Annotated in this window: 18 protein-coding genes; 11 read left to right on the top strand and 7 right to left on the bottom strand. The window is 73.6% G+C overall.

Annotated features, from left to right (window positions below):
• The first annotated feature begins 7 nt into the window (after positions 1-7).
• The 5 genes from ACFY1S_RS19925 (at position 8) to ACFY1S_RS19905 (ending at position 4740) form a co-directional block, all read left to right on the top strand.
• Positions 8-676 carry a response regulator transcription factor gene (locus ACFY1S_RS19925; RefSeq protein WP_007072219.1) on the top strand — a complete coding sequence of 223 codons (669 nt, stop codon included), beginning with the start codon at positions 8-10 and terminating at the stop codon, positions 674-676.
• Between the two features lie 191 nt (positions 677-867).
• Positions 868-1677, top strand: coding sequence for an SAM-dependent methyltransferase (locus ACFY1S_RS19920; RefSeq protein WP_387119978.1), 810 nt, complete (start codon positions 868-870; stop codon positions 1675-1677).
• Positions 1678-1756: 79 nt separating this feature from the next.
• Positions 1757-3415: a putative bifunctional diguanylate cyclase/phosphodiesterase gene (locus tag ACFY1S_RS19915; protein ID WP_387120284.1), complete on the top strand. Its 1659-nt coding sequence runs from the start codon at positions 1757-1759 to the stop codon at positions 3413-3415.
• A gap of 59 nt (positions 3416-3474) precedes the next feature.
• Positions 3475-4059, top strand: a complete 585-nt coding sequence (locus ACFY1S_RS19910; RefSeq protein WP_387119975.1) for a TetR/AcrR family transcriptional regulator — start codon at positions 3475-3477, stop codon at positions 4057-4059.
• A gap of 12 nt (positions 4060-4071) precedes the next feature.
• On the top strand, positions 4072-4740 hold the full coding sequence (locus ACFY1S_RS19905; protein ID WP_387119973.1) for a lysophospholipid acyltransferase family protein: 669 nt from the start codon (positions 4072-4074) through the stop codon (positions 4738-4740).
• A gap of 13 nt (positions 4741-4753) precedes the next feature.
• Here the strand turns inward: ACFY1S_RS19905 and ACFY1S_RS19900 are convergent, their stop codons facing one another.
• The 4 genes from ACFY1S_RS19900 to ACFY1S_RS19885 all read right to left on the bottom strand — a co-directional run bounded on the left by ACFY1S_RS19900 (position 4754) and on the right by ACFY1S_RS19885 (position 7565).
• Positions 4754-5878 carry a glycosyltransferase family 4 protein gene (locus ACFY1S_RS19900; protein WP_387119969.1) on the bottom strand — a complete coding sequence of 375 codons (1125 nt, stop codon included), beginning with the start codon at positions 5876-5878 and terminating at the stop codon, positions 4754-4756.
• Positions 5875-7134 (bottom strand): M48 family metallopeptidase, encoded by a 1260-nt coding sequence (locus ACFY1S_RS19895; RefSeq protein ID WP_387119966.1) that lies wholly within the window; start codon positions 7132-7134, stop codon positions 5875-5877. The genes ACFY1S_RS19900 and ACFY1S_RS19895 overlap by 4 nt, the downstream gene beginning before the upstream one ends.
• Positions 7131-7274: a hypothetical protein gene (locus tag ACFY1S_RS19890; protein ID WP_387119964.1), complete on the bottom strand. Its 144-nt coding sequence runs from the start codon at positions 7272-7274 to the stop codon at positions 7131-7133. The genes ACFY1S_RS19895 and ACFY1S_RS19890 overlap by 4 nt, the downstream gene beginning before the upstream one ends.
• Positions 7275-7346: 72 nt before the next feature.
• The gene (locus ACFY1S_RS19885) at positions 7347-7565 is read right to left on the bottom strand and encodes a hypothetical protein (RefSeq protein WP_387119961.1); all 219 of its coding nucleotides are present in this window, start codon (positions 7563-7565) and stop codon (positions 7347-7349) included.
• A gap of 249 nt (positions 7566-7814) precedes the next feature.
• Between ACFY1S_RS19885 and ACFY1S_RS19880 the strand changes: the two genes are divergently transcribed.
• Complete coding sequence (locus ACFY1S_RS19880) at positions 7815-8315, top strand: hypothetical protein (RefSeq protein ID WP_387119958.1); 501 nt, start codon at positions 7815-7817, stop codon at positions 8313-8315.
• 20 nt (positions 8316-8335) lie between these two features.
• Here the strand turns inward: ACFY1S_RS19880 and ACFY1S_RS19875 are convergent, their stop codons facing one another.
• Together ACFY1S_RS19875 and ACFY1S_RS19870 are read right to left on the bottom strand one after the other, a co-directional pair.
• Positions 8336-9055 (bottom strand): DinB family protein, encoded by a 720-nt coding sequence (locus ACFY1S_RS19875; RefSeq protein WP_387119955.1) that lies wholly within the window; start codon positions 9053-9055, stop codon positions 8336-8338.
• A gap of 108 nt (positions 9056-9163) precedes the next feature.
• Positions 9164-10615 (bottom strand): NYN domain-containing protein, encoded by a 1452-nt coding sequence (locus ACFY1S_RS19870; protein WP_387119952.1) that lies wholly within the window; start codon positions 10613-10615, stop codon positions 9164-9166.
• Positions 10616-10742: 127 nt separating this feature from the next.
• Between ACFY1S_RS19870 and ACFY1S_RS19865 the strand changes: the two genes are divergently transcribed.
• The 5 genes from ACFY1S_RS19865 (at position 10743) to ACFY1S_RS19845 (ending at position 16242) form a co-directional block, all read left to right on the top strand.
• A complete protein-coding gene (locus tag ACFY1S_RS19865) occupies positions 10743-12497 on the top strand; it encodes a DEDD exonuclease domain-containing protein (RefSeq protein WP_387119949.1) in 1755 nt (584 codons plus the stop codon).
• Between the two features lie 128 nt (positions 12498-12625).
• On the top strand, positions 12626-14419 hold the full coding sequence (locus tag ACFY1S_RS19860) for a RelA/SpoT family protein (RefSeq protein WP_387120281.1): 1794 nt from the start codon (positions 12626-12628) through the stop codon (positions 14417-14419).
• A gap of 53 nt (positions 14420-14472) precedes the next feature.
• A complete protein-coding gene (locus ACFY1S_RS19855; RefSeq protein WP_139585795.1) occupies positions 14473-15015 on the top strand; it encodes an NUDIX hydrolase in 543 nt (180 codons plus the stop codon).
• The gene (locus tag ACFY1S_RS19850) at positions 15012-15875 is read left to right on the top strand and encodes an NDP-sugar synthase (protein ID WP_387119945.1); all 864 of its coding nucleotides are present in this window, start codon (positions 15012-15014) and stop codon (positions 15873-15875) included. The genes ACFY1S_RS19855 and ACFY1S_RS19850 overlap by 4 nt, the downstream gene beginning before the upstream one ends.
• 79 nt (positions 15876-15954) lie before the next feature.
• The gene (locus tag ACFY1S_RS19845) at positions 15955-16242 is read left to right on the top strand and encodes an Lrp/AsnC family transcriptional regulator (RefSeq protein ID WP_139585793.1); all 288 of its coding nucleotides are present in this window, start codon (positions 15955-15957) and stop codon (positions 16240-16242) included.
• Positions 16243-16310: 68 nt separating this feature from the next.
• Here the strand turns inward: ACFY1S_RS19845 and ACFY1S_RS19840 are convergent, their stop codons facing one another.
• On the bottom strand, positions 16311-17000 hold the full coding sequence (locus ACFY1S_RS19840) for a DUF4142 domain-containing protein (protein WP_387119942.1): 690 nt from the start codon (positions 16998-17000) through the stop codon (positions 16311-16313).
• Between the last annotated feature and the right edge of the window lie 34 nt (positions 17001-17034).

Raw genomic sequence — 17034 nt, 5'->3', positions numbered from 1 at the left:
CCCGAGGATGACCACAAGTCCGACACCGGCCACCCGCACCAAGGTCCTCCTTGTCGACGATCACGACCTGATTCGCAAGGGCCTGCGGCACGCGTTCGAGCGCGACAGGCAGTTCGAGGTCGTCGGTGAGGCCGCCACGGCGGCAGAGGGTGTACGTCAGGCCGGCGCTCTGCAGCCGGACGTGGTGATCATGGATCTGCGCCTGCCCGACGGCAGTGGCCTGGAGGCCACCCGCGCGCTGCGCAAGTCCAGCGCGTCCATGGGCATCGTGGTGCTGACCATGTACGCAGGCGACGACCAGCTCTTCGGCGCCCTGGAGGCCGGTGCGAGCGCCTTCGTACCGAAGACCGCCCCGGCCGACGAGGTGGTGGCCGCCGCCCGGCACGCCGCCTCCTCCCCCAGCGCGTTCACGGCCGCCGACCTGGCCGAGGCGATGAAGCGTCGCCTCGCCCCGTCCGGTCCGCAGCTCTCCCCCCGGGAGGGGCAGGTGCTGCGGCTGCTCGCCGACGGCATGAGCGTGGCGGGCATCGCCAAGCAGCTGTTCGTCAGCGAGTCCACGGCCAAGACCCACATCTCCAAGCTCTACGAGAAGCTCGGAGCGGCCAACCGGGCTCAGGCGCTGATGACGGCGCTGCGGCTCGGCCTTCTCGAAGCGCCGGACGCCCCGAAGTTCTGACCAGCCCCCGCTCGTCGAGCGGGACACCGCGACCGAAGTCCGCGCCAGCCTCACCGCCGGCGCGGACTTTCGCATATCGACCGACGTCGGCGGGAGACCTGGCGGCAGGCTATGGTCTGGCGGGCGTGTCGGGGGCACAATACCCGCGCGGGCGACGACGCCCACGACGCCGACTCGGAAGGGGTGAGCGCATGCAGCGGCCGGACTGGGCGCCCGACACCATCGACATCGAGCGCCCGAGCGTCGCGCGGATGTACGACTACTATCTCGGCGGCTCGCACAACTTCGCGGCCGACCGGGCCGCGGCGCAGGCGATGGTGGCCGCGGTGCCGGAGGCGCCGCTGATGGCTCAGGCCAACCGCGCGTTCCTGCGCCGGGCGGTGCACCACCTGGCCGAGGCCGGGATCCGGCAGTTCCTGGACATCGGCTCGGGCATCCCCACTGTCGGCAACGTGCACGAGATCGCCCAGCGGATCGACCCGGCGTCGCGGGTGGTCTATGTGGACGTCGACCCGGTGGCGGTGGCGCACAGCCGGGAGATCCTGTCCGGCAACGACCGGGCCGTGGTCGTCCAGGAGGACCTGCGGCACCCGGAGGCCATCCTGGGCCACCCGGACGTGCGCAAGCTGCTCGACCTGAGCCAGCCGGTGGCGGTGATGATCGTGGCGGTGCTGCACTTCGTCCCCGACGACGACCGGCCTGCGGAGCTGCTGGCGACCCTGCGCGACGCCCTGGCCCCCGGCAGCTACCTGGTGTTGTCGCAGGCCAGCGACGACGGGCACAGAGCCGACGAGCGGGCCGAGGCGGAACGCGTCTACAGGCGCACCGACAGTCCCCTCTGGGTCCGCAGCCGGGCCGAGCTGACCGCGTTGTTCGACGGGTTCGAGCTGCTCGACCCGGGTGTGGTGTGGGTGCCGCAGTGGCGACCGGACACTCCGGACAGCGCGGAGGACGCCGAGCGCGCGGTCTTCATGGGCGGCGTCGGGCGACTCGGTGGCTGAATCGCCCGAGGCGGCGTCCCGTCCGAGCACGTTCGCGCGGGCCTGGGCGAAAGCCGTCTCCGGCACCAGCTACCTGCCGATGACGCAGGCGCAGCTCGAGGCGCTGCTGCACCGGCTCACCGGCCAGTTGGCAGGCGCGCTGCTCGCCGAGCCGTTCGACCTGCGCGCCGGGCACCGGGTGGGCGCCGAGCTGGTCGCCGCGCACATCGCCTCGGCGGAGGGGTTGGGCCGGACCGTCGAGGTGATCCAGCTCCGGCTGGTCCGCGACCTGGGCCTGGTGGCCGATGACGTCGAGGACCGGATGGCCCGGCTGCTGGCCGCCGTGGCGACGGGTTACGCCCGCGCACTTCGCGACCGGACGCTCGACGAGCAGGAGTCGATCCGTCGGGCCGCCATGATGGCGCGTACGCAGGCGGAGCGGGCCCTGCGGGCCAGCGAGGCGCGGTTCCGGCACCAGGCGACGCACGACCCGCTCACCGGCCTGCCCAACCGGACGCTGTTCACCGAGCGGCTGGCCGCCGCCCTCAACGAGCCGGGTCGGGGCGCGCAGCGGGTCGGGGTGTGCTTCCTCGACCTGGACCGGTTCAAGGTCGTCAACGACACGCTGGGCCACCAGGTGGGCGACCGACTGTTGACGATGGTGGCCGAGCGGCTCTGCCAGGACCTGGGCGAGCACCTGGTGGCCCGGCTGGGCGGCGACGAGTTCGTCATCCTTGTCGAACGGACCGGCGGCACCGACGACATGGTGAAGGTGGCCGAGACGGCGCTGGCCGCGGTGCGAACCCCGGCGCTCGTGGACGGGCACGAGTTGCAGGTCTCGGCGAGCATCGGCATCGTCGAGAGGCAGGTGGCCGGCGCCAATCCCACTGATCTGATGCGGGCGGCCGACGCGACCCTGCACTGGGCGAAGTCGGCCGGCGGGGACCGTTGGGCGCTCTACGACGCCGAACGCAGCCGGCGGGAGCTGGCCCGGTACGCGCTCTCCGCGGCGATTCCCGCCGCTCTGGAGCGGGGCGAGTTCTATCTCGACTACCAGCCGCTGACGTCGCTGCGCGACGGCCGGCTGCTGGGTGTGGAGGCGCTGGTGCGGTGGCGCCATCCGGAGCTGGGTGTGCTGCGTCCGGACAGCTTCATCGGGCTGGCGGAGGAGACCGGCCTGATCGTGCAGTTGGGCGGGTGGGTGCTGGCCGAGGCGTGCCGGGAGGCGGAGGCGTGGTCGGCCGGCGGGGTCCAGGCGCCGTTCGTGAGCGTCAACCTGGCAGTTCGGCAGGTGCACCGGCCCGGTCTCGTGCAGGACGTGCTCGCCCTGCTGCGGCAGACCGGGTTGCCACCGGAACGGCTCCAGCTGGAGATCACCGAGAGCACGATGATGAGCACCGCCGAGGAGCCGGTACGCGCCCTGCGGGTGCTCGCCGACCTCGGTGTGCGGATCGCCATCGACGACTTCGGCACCGGCTACAGCAATCTGGCGTACCTGCGGGACCTTCCGGTGACCGAGTTGAAGGTGGCCGGGGAGTTCGTGGCCGGGCTGCGGTCCCCGGCGGTCGGGCGTACCGACGAGCGGATCCTGGCCTCGCTCGTGTCGTTGGCGCACGCCCTGGATCTGACGGTGACGGCCGAGGGTGTGGAGACCGCCGGGCAGGCCGAACGGCTGCGGGCGATCGGCTGCGACGCCGCCCAGGGCTGGCACTTCGGCAGGCCGGCGCCGGCCGACCGGATCCTGGCCCGCATCCGCTGATCGGCACCGGGAAGGGCGGGGAGTAGACACCGTCTACGCCATCCTGGTAGACACTGTCTATGAACGACGGGGACGCGGGCGTCCGGGCCCGACTGGTCGCCGCCGGGGTGGACCTGGTGCTCCGCGAGGGCCAGTCGGCCGTGTCGCTGCGGGAGATCGCCCGCCGGGCCGGCGTCTCCCACGGCGCGCCGCGACGATACTTCCCCACCCACGTCGACCTGCTCTCCGCCATCGCCCGCGAGGGCTTCGCCGACCTCACCACACGGGTCCGGAAGACGATGCGCGACGCCGACCCGGACCCGCGTACCCAACTGACCGCGCTGGCCCGGACGTACCTGGACTTCGCGGCCGCGCATCGCGGCATGTTCGAGCTGATGTTCCGGCACGACCTGCTGGACAGCGGCCGGCTGCGGCTGCGCGAGACGAGCCTGCCGCTGTTCGCCGTCCTGGCCGACCTGGTGGCCCAGGTACGCCGGCCCGACGACGTCCCCGCCTCGGTGCTGGCCGGCGCGCTCTGGGCCAACCTGCACGGCATCGCCCAACTCTGGGCCTGGGGCAGCCTGCCGCTGGCCACCGGCGTCACCGACGACGACGCCCTGCTGCGCGCCACGCTCGACGCCCACCTCGGCCCCGCCCCGCACTGAACCGGAGGACACGTGCCCCTGCTGTACGACCTCAGCAAACTGACAGTCGGCACCGTCCTGCGGGCGGGCTGGCGGCCCCGCGTGGAAGGGCTGGAGCATCTGCCGCGACGCGGCGGCGCGATCCTCGCGGGCAACCACCTGTCCGTCGCCGACGAGGTGTTCCTCGCCTGCCTGACACCGCGACACGTCACCTTCTGGGCCAAGTCCGAGTACTTCACCGCGCGGGGACCGGGCGGCTGGGTCAGCCGGGGGATCGTCGCCGGCATGGGCGCGATCCGGGTCGAGCGCGCCGGCGGACGGGCCGCCCTCACGGCCCTCGACGCCGCCGGTCCGGTGCTGCGCGGCGGCGGTCTGGTCGCCATCTACCCGGAGGGCACCCGCTCCCCCGACGGCCGCCTCTACCGGGGCCGCACCGGCATGACCAGGCTGGCCCGCGACGCCGGGGTGCCGATCGTCCCGGTGGGCGTTCTCGGCACCGCCGAGGTGCTGCCCGTCGACGCGCGACTGCCCCGCCGGCACCCGGTCACCCTGCGGTTCGGTCCGCCGATCCCCGTCGCCGGTCGGATCAACGGGCCACGCGACATCCGGGTCGTCACCGACGAGGTCATGGCCGCGATCCAACGGCTGACCGGCCAGGAGTACGTGCCGCGCTACGCGCCACCCCGGGCGGGCACCACCTGAGCGGGACAGGTGGTCAGCCGGCGAGCAGCTCCGCCATCCGCTGCGCCTGCGTCTCCCAGCGCCACTCCCGCTCCACCCAGGCCCGGCCCGCCGCACCCAGCTGACGGGCCAGGTCCCGGTCGGCGAGCAGCCGGGCGACCCGGTCGGCGAGCTGGGCGACGTCCCGCCCACCGACCACGTAACCGGTCTCGCCCTCGCGGACCGCGTCCGGCGCGCCCCCGGAGTCGCCGGCCACCACCGGAAGACCCGTGGCGGACGCCTCCAGGTAGACGATGCCCAGCCCCTCCACGTCGAGGCCGCGGTTACGGGTGCGGCACGGCATGGCGTACACGTCGCCTGCCGCGTAGTGTGCCGGCAACTCCGCCGACGGCACCGAGCCGGTGAAGACCACGTCGCGTTCCACGTCGGTCTGCCGGGCCAGTTTCTCCAACGTTGCCCGGTACGGGCCACCGCCGACGATCAGCAGCGCCGCGTCGGGCACCCGGCGGCGGATCTCCGGAAGCGCCCGGATCAGCATGTCCTGTCCCTTGCGGGGCACCAACCGGGACACGCAGACCACCACCGGCCGGTCGGTGAGCCCCAGCCGGGCCCGGACCTGTTCACCGTCCACAGTGGGGTGGTAGGTGTCCACATCCACCCCCGGTGCCAGGCGGCGCAGCTCGGTCACCCCGTCCAGCACGCGGGCGAGCCGGGTACGGGTGTACTCACCCAGGTACGTCGTGACGTCCACACCCCTACCGATGCGGCGCAGCGCCGGCCGGGCCGCCGGCACTGCCGCCCAGCCGACCTCGTGACCGTGGGTCTGCGCCACCACCCGGCGTACGCCCGCCCGCCGGCGCAGACCCGCGGCGAGCAGCCCCAGTGGTGCCGCCGCGCCGAACCACACCGTGTCGCAGTCGTACGCGCGGGCCAGCCGGGCCGCCCGGCGGGCGATCAGCGGGGTCGGCAGCAGGACCCGGGTGCGTTCCCGGATCACCTCGAACGGCTGGTCGGCGTCGAACTTCGCGGCACCCCGCCAGCTCGACGCGTACACGACAACCGAACCGGCCGGCTGGCGCAGGGCGAGGTTGTGCACGAAGGACTGGATGCCCCCGGGGCGGGGCGGGAAGTCGTTGGTGATCAGCAGCGTACGGCTCATCGGCCAGCCTCCCGGGCGTACGCGCGGGCGGCGGCCATCCGCTCCACGGTGGACGGATGCGAGGCGGAGTAGAGGTATTCCCAGCGCGGCGGGTCGGGGTCACCCAGGTTGACCGAGCCGAGCCGCCGCTGCATCGACTCGAAGGCCACCGGGTCGCCGGTGAGCGCGAGCGCGTGCGCATCGGCGCGCGCCTCCACCCGGCGCGACATCAGCGCCTGCACCGGCGCGGCGACCAGCCCGGCCACCGTGACGAGGGCGAGCAGCAGCGGGAACGCGCGTGGGTGGGCCACCGAGTCGACGCCGGCCAGCCGCAGCAGCGGCCCCCACGAGCCGAGCAGGTAGAGCGCCACCACCGCCGCGGCGGCGCCCAGCGCCCCGGTGAGCGTGCCGACGGCCACGTCGGAATCCTTCGCGTGCCCCAGCTCGTGCGCCACCACGGCTGTCACCTCGGCCGGGGTCCCCTCGGTCAGCAGCGTGTCGTAGACGACCACCCGCCGGGTCGGGCCGAGACCGGAGACGTACGCGTTCACCGCCCTGGTGCGGCGGGAGGCGTCGGCGACGAGCACGTCGCGCACCGGCACCCCGTCGCGCGCGGCCATGCTTATCAGCTCGGTGCGCAGCGGACCCTGCTCCATCGGCGTGAACCTGTTGAACACCGGCTCCACGAGCACCGGCAGCACGAACGACAGCAGCACCACGAGGAGGGCGGCGCCCGCCGCGCCGAACGCCCACCACCAGCGCGGCGCGAGCCGGATGACCGCGTAGAAGCCGAACAACGCCACCGCGCCGATCACCGCGCTCACCGCGTACGACTTGAGCAGGTCGACGGCCCAGCCGCTCCAGCCGTTGGTGCTCAGCCCGTAGCGGGTGAGGACGCTCTGCCGCCAGGCGGCGAACGGGAGGGTGACCAGGTCGGCGACGAGCACCACGGCCAGCCCGCCGAGCACGGCCTGCGCGGCCCAGTGCCCGCCGAAGGGTCGGCCCACCAGCTCGACCAGGCGGCTGCCCAGCGGGGTGAGCCCGAGCGCGAACGCGATCAGCAGGCCGACGGCGAGCGCGGTGTAGGCGCCGGGGCGCAGCGCCGAGCGGAACTCCCGCCCCCTGGCCACCTGCTCGGCGGGCAGGTCACGCAGCGCGGCGAGCTGGTCGGCCCGGGGCGCGGGTGGCCGATGCCACGGGATGAGCAGCGCGGCGACCACCACCAGCGCGACGGTCAACCCGGCCAGGGTCAGCACCGCCCAGCCGCGCGGGGTCACGCGGACACCGCCGCACCACGGGGCGGCACGCTGTCGCCCGGGACCGGCACGCCACGCCGGGCGGACAGGCCCTCGACCGTCGCGGTGCCGCCGAGCGTGTGCCCGACGGTCCTGCCGTCGTCGCGTCGTACCCCGCTCATGCCGCCGCTCCTCCCGCCGTGACCGCCCATCCTATGGCCCGCGGAGGGGTCGCTCCCGGCGCGGTGCCGCGCTCAGGCGACCCGGCGGGTGGCGGGACGGCCGGCGTCGCCGGGACGGTGGGGCGCGGCCAGCACCTCGACGTCGAGGCCGGCCCGGGCGAGCACCTCGATCGCCTGGACCTCGGCGGCGACCAGCCCGGCCGCCGGGGACGTCTCGTCGAACAGGGCGGCCAGCAGGCAGTCGGAACAACCGTCACCCCGCTTGGCGCACCCGTCGCAGTCGATGAGCATCAGGCCTCCTGATCGTTCGCGGCGCACGGCCGACGCCCTGTCGTCGTCACCCAAGCACCGTCGGTGACATCGACGCTAACCGCCGGGTACGACAGAAACCCCGCCCGAACGGCCGTTGCGGGCGAGATCCACCTCAGTTCAGCGATAACGGGGTAACCCGACCGCCCGCACACCGCCACGTCGCCGAGCCGGGTGTCGGTCACGCGGCAACTCCGTTTGGCGCGACGGCCAGCCGGGCAGAGCACGACGATGAGCAGCGTCGATGCCGCGTCCGTCGTGGACTTCCACTGCTCGCCCGCCCGACGCCGGACGACCGTCGCCGTCGTCACGGTGGGCGCGGCAGCGCTCCTCGCCGGGTACGCGGCGGCGTTCGACGAGCCGTGGTGGCACGCGCTGCTGCGGTTCGGCGGGATCGGCCTCGTCAGCGCGGCGGTGATGCGCTGGCAGCTGCGCCGTCAGCCCCGACTCCCCCTGCGGTTGACCGAGGAGTCGCTGCGCCTGACCGGGCCGGACGGAACCGCGCTCACCATCGACTGGACGAACGTGGCGAGCGCCCAGGTTCGCGGCGCCCTGGACCCACGACTCGTGGTCAGACCCCGCGACCCCGGGCAGACCCGACCCCCGATGCGGCCCGGCCAGTGGTCGACACCCGGGCGCGGACCGTACGAGCTGGTCGTCCCGCTCACCTGGATGACCCCGGACCGCCACGTCCTGCGCCGCGAGCTGGCCCGGCGGCTACCACCCACCTGACGAACCCGCCAGCCCCGGCGTCAGCCCTGGGCGTCCAGGTCACGCAGGGCGTAGCGGAGGTGCTGCCACTCCTCGTTGAGGATCACGTGGACGCACTTCAGGGCGGACACGTGCTGCTCCGGCGACCAGACACTCGGGCGCTCCTCGGCCAGCAGCTCAGGTGTGGCGGTCGCGAGGAAGTCACGCACCATGGCCTGCCGCTGCGCCCGGACCTCGAGGACCTCGTCGAAGGTCGGCTGCCCGGGGGCGAACACCGACATGTCGAAGCCGTCCGTCTCGTACTCGGCGTGCGACTGACCGAGCGGATGGAACGGCTGCGGCAGGCGCAGGATCGCCTTGCCCAGCCACGCGTCGGTGGCGAACACCAGGTGGCGCAGCGTCTGCGCGAACGACCACTCGCCACCGATCTGGACATCGGCGGCGCCCTCGGGCAGGACGCGGACCCGATCCACGGCCGCCGCCCAGGCTCGCTCGGTGGCCGCCCACGCCGCGCGCAGGTCGGCCGGGTCGGTGGCCCGCCTCAACTCTCGGCCGGGGAACCGCCGGTTGAGCTCGGCCTCGACGAACGGCACGACGTCGATGCCGTTGACCACGAGCGTCGAGCCGGCCAACCAGGGCGCGTCGATGTCCAGACCGGCCACCTCCACGCCGCGCATCACCGCACCGGCGAGCGTCGACCTGGTGAAACGCGCACCGCGTAGATCCTGGTCGACGAAGACCGCGACGTCGTCCTGACCCATCGTGACTCCCCTCCTCGACGGTGCGGCGATGCTAGCGCCCCGGACCGACACGCGGGGGGCCGGCGGGCACGCACGATTTGGCCGGGTCAGGGCGGGCAGCGGGCGCGGTCAGGAGCGGGCGAGGCGCCGCAGCAGCGAGTCCGCGCCCAACGGGTACGCCCCGTGCCGGCGCACCCCGTCGGCGACCTCGCGGTCGGAGGAGACCACCACCACCGGACGGCCGGCCGGCTCGGCGCGGACCAGCCGCCGGATCAGCTCGTCGGCGGTCTCGCCCTTGCGGGAGAAGAGCACCCGTACGCCGCGCGGCGCGGGTGGCAGCCCGTGCATCCGCTCGGCGCCGTCGAAGACGACTGTGACCTCGTCGCCGGTCTGCGCGGCGATCCCGCCCAGGCCGGTGATCAGACGCTTGCGCTGCTGTTCCAGGGACATCTCACCGAAGCCCCGCTTGGTGACGTTGTAGCCGTCCACCACGAGGTGCGCCCGGGGCAGCGCGAGCAGCTGATCGAGCCGGGCCGGGTCGTCGGTGTCCCGGGCACGGGCGGCGGGGCTGGCCGGGGCGCTGCCCGGCTGCTCGGCGAACGCGTCGGCCACGAAATCGGCGGGGAGCTTGTCGACCGGGTCGAGCGCCAGCTCGCGGCGCAGACCGACGGCCGCCTGGCCGATGGTCTCCAGCAGCAGCCAGAGCCGGGCGTCGTCGACCGAACGGGCCTCCTTGGCACTGGCCCGGGCCACCCCTGCGGCGGCCTCCGCCTCGGCCAGTCGAGCCCGGGCGCGGCGCAGCTCGGCGTCCACGTCGGCGCTGGCGCGGGCCGCCCGGCCGCGTTCGGTGGCCAGCAACTCGGTGGCCTTGCGCTCGCGGGCCTGGGTCTCGCGCAGGGTGCGGGCCACCTGCCGGGACTCCTCGCGGAGCTGACCCAGCTCCTCCCGGACGCGGGCCAGCTCGTCGCGCAGCTTCTCTGCCTCGACCCGGGCCACCGCCCGGTCGTGCTCGGCGCGGGTGGCCCGCTGCTCGGCCTCGCGGACCAGCTCGGCGACGACCGCGCTGTCCGCCTCGGCGCGCACGGCCGCGCCGCTGGCGTCGATCAGCTCCCGCCAGCCGCGCGGACGGGCCAGGTAGGCCAGGGCGGCGACCTCGACCGGGTCGGCGGCGGCGGGCGCGGTGCCCTCGACGACTGCCGCGCCGAGGTCACCGGCGTCGGCCAGCACGCGGGCGGTGACCCGCTGCCGGAACAGGGGGTCGGCGGTGAGCTGGGCGGCGATGGCAGGCGCGCCGAGCCGGGCCCGCCGGTTCGGGGCGAACTTGGCCACCCGGCGCAGCGGCACCGGCACCTCGTCGGCGGGCAGGGTGGGCAGCACCGCCGCGGTGAGCGTCACGATCCGCTGGCGCACCGCCTCGGGCAGTGTCGGCTCGGGCTCGACGCCCGCACCGTCGTCAGGTGTCCTGGGGGCGGATGCGCCCGATGGGTCCGTGACTACGTTGTCGTCCGGGTTGCCCGCACCGTGGCGCGCGACCGGATCCTCCTGCGGGAGGTGGTCGTCGTACGGCTCGGTGAGGGGCATGTGGCAAGTCTCCCACCGCGACCGGGCCCACCGCCCGGTGAGTGAGCCGATCTCTCATCCTACCCCCATGGTGACTGGTGGGGACGTTGCGACAGGAGTGTCGGACCGTGGCGCTAGCGTGCCGCCGATGGCACAGGCGGAGTACGTCCAGGAGTCACTTGCCGGTCTCGACCCGGTGACGGGCGGGGTGGACCCGGCGCTGCCGCTCTACGCGACCACCTTCGTGGTGGTCGACCTGGAGACCACCGGCGGCGCGCCGGACGGCGGCGGCATCACCGAGATCGGCGCGGTCAAGGTGCGCGGCGGCGAACAGTTGGGCGTGCTGGCCACCCTGGTCAACCCCGGGCAGCCGATCCCCCCGTTCATCACCGTGCTGACCGGGATCACCCAGGCCATGCTGCTGCCCGCCCCGCCTATCGAGCAGGTGCTGCCGAGCTTCCTGGAGTTCATCAGCGACGCCGTGCTGGTGGCCCACAACGCCCCGTACGACGTGGGGTTCCTCAAGGCGGCCTGCGCCAAGCACGGTTACCGCTGGCCCAACCCCCGGGTGCTGGACACCGCGGCGCTGGCCCGCCGGGTGCTGACCCGCGACGAGGTGCCTAACCGCAAGCTCGGCACCCTCGCCGCGTACTTCCGCACCGCCACGCAACCCACCCACCGCGCGCTCGACGACGCGAAGGCCACCGTCGACGTGCTGCACGGGCTGATCGGCCGGCTCGGTGGGCACCGGGTGGACACGATCGGCGACGCCATCGAGTTCGCCCGGGCGGTCACCCCGACCCAGCGCCGCAAACGACACCTGGCCGAAGGGCTGCCCAAGGTCCCGGGCGTCTACATCTTCCGGGCCGCCGACGACCGCCCGCTCTACGTGGGCACCTCCGTCGACATCGCCACCCGGGTGCGCAGCTACTTCACCGCCGGCGAGAAGCGCGCCCGGATCTCCGAGATGCTGGCGGCGGCCGAGCGGGTCGAGGCAGTGGAGTGCGCCCACTCGCTGGAGGCGGAGGTCCGCGAGCTGCGCCTGATCGCCGCGCACGCCCCGCCGTACAACAGGCGGTCGAAGTACCCGGAGCGGATGGTCTGGCTCAAGCTCACCGACGGTCCGTACCCCCGGCTGTCGATCGTCCGCGACCTGGCCCCCACCGACACCGCGTACCTCGGGCCGTTCACCTCCCGGCGGGCCGCGGAGCTGGCCGCCGCCGGCTTCCACGACGCGGTGCCGCTGCGCCAGTGCACGCACCGGCTCTCGCTGCGCACCGTCACGCCGGCCTGCGCGCTGGCCGAGCTGGGTCGCTGCGCGGCGCCCTGCGAGCACCGGATCACCCCCGAGGAGTACGACGACAGGGCCGTCCTGCCGTTCCGCACCGCCACCGCGAGCGACCCGCAGCGGGTGGTGGACGCGCTGCTGGCCCGGATCGACGTGCTCTCGGGCGACCAGCGCTACGAGGAGGCCGCCGTGGTGCGGTCCCGGCTGGCCGCGGTGCTGCGCGCCACCGTGCGGATGCAGCGACTGGCCGCGCTGACCGGGATCGTCGAGCTGGCGGCGGCCCGCCCGGCGGCCAGGGGTGGCTGGGAGCTGGCGCTGATCCGCCACGGCCGGCTGGCCGGCGCGGGGGTGTCCCCGCCCGGCGTCCACCCGCGACCCACCCTGACCGCCATCCGGGCCACCGCCGAGACGGTGGCGGGCGGGCACGGGCCGGTGCCGGCGGCCACGGCCGAGGAGTCCGAGCGCATCCTGTCCTGGTTGGAACGACCGGAGACGCGGCTGGTGGAGATGTCGTCCGGTTGGTCGTCGCCGGTGGGTGGCGCGGGGCGCTTCCGTGACCTGCTGGCGAAGGCCGAGAACGCTCCGTCCCACCAACTCTCGACCGAACGCTCATGACCAAGTGACCGATCGGACTACGTCGACTCGCTTAGGCTGTTGGAGAAGTGCAGTCCTGCCCGATTCGTGGGCCTGCTCCCGGCCGTCGGTCTCCGGCGTCGTGGAGCCGGGGTGAGGAGGTGTCCCTCGTGGACGTCGACGCCGGACACGGCGCCGCCCTGGGGGGCGCCCTTCCGACCCAGCCGGGTGAGCTGCCGCTCGCCCGCCGGCTGCGGTCACTGCTCACCTGGCCGACAACCGACTCCGACCCGGTCACGCAGCTGGTCCGCACCCACCGGGGCATCCACGCCGGCACCGACCCCGCGGTGCTGCGCCGGGCGTACACCATCGCGGAGAACATGCACCGCGGGCAGTTCCGCAAGAGCGGCGAGCCGTACATCACCCACCCCCTCGCGGTGGCCCAGATCTGCGCGGAACTGGGGATGGACACCACCACCCTGGTCGCGGCGCTGCTGCACGACACGGTGGAGGACACCCGCTACACGCTCCAGGCGCTCTCGGAGGACTTCGGCGGCGAGGTGGCCCACCTGGTCGACGGGGTGACCAAGTTCGACAAGGCGTTCTACGGCAAGGCCGCCGAGGCGGAGACGGTCCGCAAGATGATCGTCGCGGCCGCCAAGGACGTCCGGGTGCTGATCATCAAGCTGGCCGACCGGCTGCACAACATGCGCACCCTCGGGGTGCGCTCCGCGTCGTCGCGGGAGCGGATCGCCCGCAAGACGCAGGAGGTGCTGGTCCCGCTCTGTGACCGGCTGGGCATCCAGACCCTCAAGCGCGAGCTGGACGACGTGGTGCTGCTGCACCTGGAGCCCGACGAGCACGCCCGGCTGGCCCGGCACGTGCACGACCGGCCGGGCTGGGACGCGTACCTGGACTCGGTGGTCGCCCGGGCCAGGGTGGCCCTGAAGCGCAGCCGGGTCGACGCCGAGGTGAGCCCCCGCCCCCGGCACCTCTACTCGATCTGGAAGGACACAATCGCCGGCGGCCACACCGCTCCGTACGATCTGCCGCGCATCGTGGTGGTCGTCGACGGCCCGGCCACCGACTGTTACGCCGCCCTGGGCGCGATCCACGGCACGTGGCGGCCCGTCCCCGGCCGCTTCAAGGACTTCATCGCCTCACCGAAGAACAACCTCTACCGCTCGCTGCACACAAGCGTCTGCGGCCCGCAGGACCGCACCGTGGAGGTGCTGATCCGCACCGAGGAGATGCACCGCTCGGCCGAGTACGGCATCGCCGCCGACTTCCGCTTCCCGCGTTCGGGCAGCAGCAGCGCATCGGCCCGCGCCGAACAGCTGGACTGGCTGCGCCGGGTGCTCGACTGGGAGCCGGAGGCCGCCGACCCGGCGCAGTTCTACGAGTCGCTGCGCTGCGACCTGGCCGAGGGGCAGATCCAGGTCTTCGCCGACGGGCGGCAGGTGGTGCTGCCGGCCGGCGCCACGCCCGTCGACCTCGCGTACGAGCTGGGCAACGAGCGTGGCGACCACTGCCTCGCCGCCCGGATCAACGGCCGGTTGGCGCCGCTGAGCTCGGAGCTGGACGAGGGCGACGTGGTGGAGATCTTCACCGAGAACGACGGCGACAACGGTTTCGAGGCGGGCGTGGCGCCGCGCGGCCCACGCCGGGAGTGGCTCGGCTTCGTCAAGTCGCCGCACGCGCAGATGCAGATCAACAGGTGGTTCGCCGAGCACACCGAGCCGGGCATCACGATCAGCGACAAGGTGCGGCTCGGACGGGCCACCATCGGGCTGGCCCTGCGCCAGCACAACCGGGGCCTGGCCAGTGACCTGCCGCTGCTGCGCCTCTCCGAGGAGTTGGGCTACCCCGACCTGGAGACGCTGCTCGTCGCGGTCTTCGACCGGGTGATCGAACCAGACACCGTGGTACGCCAGCTCATCGACCTGGTCGACCATCGGCAGTGACCGGGCCGGCCCCAGCACGTCCGAAGGACATTCGTGACCACTAGCCTGGAGTCATGATCCCCCGCTCCCGCGCCACCGGTCGGGCCATCTTCTACCAGGCCTTCTACCGGCTGCCTCTGCCGGTACGTCGGCGCCTGGTCAAGCTGGCCGTACCCAAGTACATCGTCGGCGCGGTCACCCTGGTCCGCGATTCCGAGGCGACGGGCGCGGGCCGGCTGCTGATGCTGCGCCAACCGCCCGGCAAGGGTTGGTCGCTCCCCGCCGGCCTGCTGAACAGGGGCGAGGCGCCGGTGGTGGGCGCGGCCCGGGAGCTGTTCGAGGAGTCCGGCATCCGGCTTGCCCCGTCCCGGCTGCGCCCCGCCGTACCGAACGCGATAGTGCACGCCAAGGGCTGGGTGGACGTGGTCTTCGAGGCGGAGGTGCCGGCGTCCAGCACCGAGCTGGTGGTCGACGGCGCGGAGGTCTTCGAGGCGGCCTGGCATCCGCTGGACGACCTGCCCAAGCTGAGCTGGTCGACCGCCCGGCTGCTCGCCTACTACGACATCGGGCCGCTGGCCGGGCAGTTTCCGCCACCGGTGCCCGACACCACGCCATGACCGGGGCGGGCCTGCCGGAGGACCTGTGCGCGGTGGTGCTCGCCGCCGGCGAGGGCACCCGGCTACGTCCGCTCACCGAACGGGTCCCCAAGGCGCTGTGCCCGGTGGGCAACGTGCCGCTGCTGGACCGGGCGCTGGCCCGGCTGACCGGGCTCGGCCTGGCCGGGCCGGGCCGCGTCGCGGTGAACGCGTGCTATCTCGCCGACCAGGTGGTCACCCACGTCGGGGACCGCGCCCACCTGTCGGTGGAGCCCGGTGAACCGCTGGGCACGGCGGGCGGGGTGGCCAACCTGCTGGACTGGATCGACGGCCGGCCGGTGCTGGTGGGCAACGCCGACGCGTACCTCGCCGACCCGGCCGCTCCCCCGGGCCCCGACGTGGCCGCGTTGGTCGACGGGTGGGACGGACGCACCGTACGCCTGCTCGGCCAGCCCGCCGCGGACCCGACGGCGCCGGGCACCTTCGACGGGCACTGCTTCACCGGGTTCTCGTTGCTGCCCTGGCGGCTGGTCCGCGACCTGCCGGTGGTCTTCTCCGACCTGGTCCGCGTGCTCTGGCGGCCCGCCGAGGCGGCCGGCGAGCTGGAGGTGGTGCCCTACCCGGGCACCTTCTTCGACACCGGCACCCCGGCCGACTACCTGGCGGCCAACCTGCACGCCGCCGAGGGCGGGGTCCTGGTCGACCCGTCGGCGACGGTGACCGGTCGGTGCGTGGAGTCGGTCGTCGGCGCCGGCGCGCGGGTGGACGGCGACGTGTGCCGCACCGTCGTGTGGCCGGGAGCCGTCGTCCGGGCCGGGGAACGGCTGCACGACGTGATCCGGTTCGGGGACCGTCGCACCGTGCCCGCCGCCCGGGGCTGAGCCGCGACGGCTCCCGGCTCCGGGGGCGACCGGGAACATCTAGCATGGGCGACGACGCCGACGAACGGAGAAATGCCCCGTGATCACCGCGATCGTGCTGATCGACTGCGCCACCGACGCGATTCCCGAGGTGGCGGAGACCCTGGCCAACCTTCCCGGCGTCAGCGAGGTCTACTCGGTGGCCGGGCACGTCGACCTCATCGCCATCGTCCGGGTCCGCGAGTTCGACCAGATCGCCCAGGTCATCGCGGGCAGCATCTCGAAGGTGCCGGGCGTGCTGAACACCGAGTCGCACATCGCGTTCCGGGCGTACTCCCAGCACGACCTGGAGGAAGCGTTCGCGATCGGCCTCGCCGGCACGGACTGACCACCGCCTGACGCACGGCGGCCGGTCCACCCCGCGCGGGGTGGACCGGCCGTCTGCTTGCCGCTACGTCAGCTCTCGCTGGGAGCCGGCGTCTCGGTGGTGCCGCCGCCCGGAGCCGGCGACTCGGTGGTGCCGCCCGGAGCCGGCGACTCGGTGCCCGTACCACCCGGAGCCGGCGACTCAGTGCCGGTGCCACCCGGGCTGGGCGTACCGCTGGCGCTGGTCTGCGGGACCGGGATGCCGAGCTGGTTGGCGAGCTGCACCAGCTCGTCGTAGTGCGCCTGGAGCGTCGGCAGGGCGGTCTGGGCCAGCTGGACCACCGACTGCTCGGAGCCCTGCGAGATCTCCGTCTGGGTGGCCTGGATGGCCTGGACGTGGCCGGCCAGCTCACTTGTCACCCAGAGCCTGTCGAACTCCGCGCCGCTGGCGTTGTTCAGCTTGTCGAGGACCGCCTGCTGATCGGCGCTGGGCTCGTTCGGCAGTTCCACGTTCAGCTGGGACGCGGTCTGCTGCACCGTCTGGTCCAGCTGGGTGTGGTCGGTCTTCAACATCGCACCGAGGTCCTTGACCCCCTGGTTCTGGCCCTTCTGCTGGGCGAGGTCACCAGCGGTGATCTCGAACAGGTTCACCTGGTGCACCGCCTGCAGATACTGGGTGTCCTGCGTTGACGGCTGTGCCGCGGCCTGCGCGGCCGCGGCCGGCGCGACGCCGACCAGTACCAGCGCGGCCAACAGGCCGAGGCGTTTGATACCCAACATGTTCCCCCCCTTGAGACGTTGGACCGCACGGATA

Origin of the sequence: Micromonospora sp. NPDC000663, from assembly GCF_042898105.1 — a bacterium.
Taxonomy (GTDB): Bacteria; Actinomycetota; Actinomycetes; order Mycobacteriales; family Micromonosporaceae; genus Micromonospora.
The sequence above is the reverse complement of the archived record's forward strand: the minus strand, read 5'-3'. Positions and strand labels throughout refer to the sequence as shown.

Coding starts and splice junctions, on each gene's coding strand:
- ACFY1S_RS19925 (WP_007072219.1), top strand. CDS start 8: ATGACCACAAGTCCGACACCGGCCACCCGCACCAAGGTCCTCCTTGTC.
- ACFY1S_RS19920 (WP_387119978.1), top strand. CDS start 868: ATGCAGCGGCCGGACTGGGCGCCCGACACCATCGACATCGAGCGCCCG.
- ACFY1S_RS19915 (WP_387120284.1), top strand. CDS start 1,757: ATGACGCAGGCGCAGCTCGAGGCGCTGCTGCACCGGCTCACCGGCCAG.
- ACFY1S_RS19910 (WP_387119975.1), top strand. CDS start 3,475: ATGAACGACGGGGACGCGGGCGTCCGGGCCCGACTGGTCGCCGCCGGG.
- ACFY1S_RS19900 (WP_387119969.1), bottom strand. CDS start 5,878: ATGAGCCGTACGCTGCTGATCACCAACGACTTCCCGCCCCGCCCCGGG.
- ACFY1S_RS19890 (WP_387119964.1), bottom strand. CDS start 7,274: ATGAGCGGGGTACGACGCGACGACGGCAGGACCGTCGGGCACACGCTC.
- ACFY1S_RS19885 (WP_387119961.1), bottom strand. CDS start 7,565: ATGCTCATCGACTGCGACGGGTGCGCCAAGCGGGGTGACGGTTGTTCC.
- ACFY1S_RS19880 (WP_387119958.1), top strand. CDS start 7,815: ATGAGCAGCGTCGATGCCGCGTCCGTCGTGGACTTCCACTGCTCGCCC.
- ACFY1S_RS19875 (WP_387119955.1), bottom strand. CDS start 9,055: ATGGGTCAGGACGACGTCGCGGTCTTCGTCGACCAGGATCTACGCGGT.
- ACFY1S_RS19870 (WP_387119952.1), bottom strand. CDS start 10,615: ATGCCCCTCACCGAGCCGTACGACGACCACCTCCCGCAGGAGGATCCG.
- ACFY1S_RS19865 (WP_387119949.1), top strand. CDS start 10,743: ATGGCACAGGCGGAGTACGTCCAGGAGTCACTTGCCGGTCTCGACCCG.
- ACFY1S_RS19855 (WP_139585795.1), top strand. CDS start 14,473: ATGATCCCCCGCTCCCGCGCCACCGGTCGGGCCATCTTCTACCAGGCC.
- ACFY1S_RS19850 (WP_387119945.1), top strand. CDS start 15,012: ATGACCGGGGCGGGCCTGCCGGAGGACCTGTGCGCGGTGGTGCTCGCC.
- ACFY1S_RS19840 (WP_387119942.1), bottom strand. CDS start 17,000: ATGTTGGGTATCAAACGCCTCGGCCTGTTGGCCGCGCTGGTACTGGTC.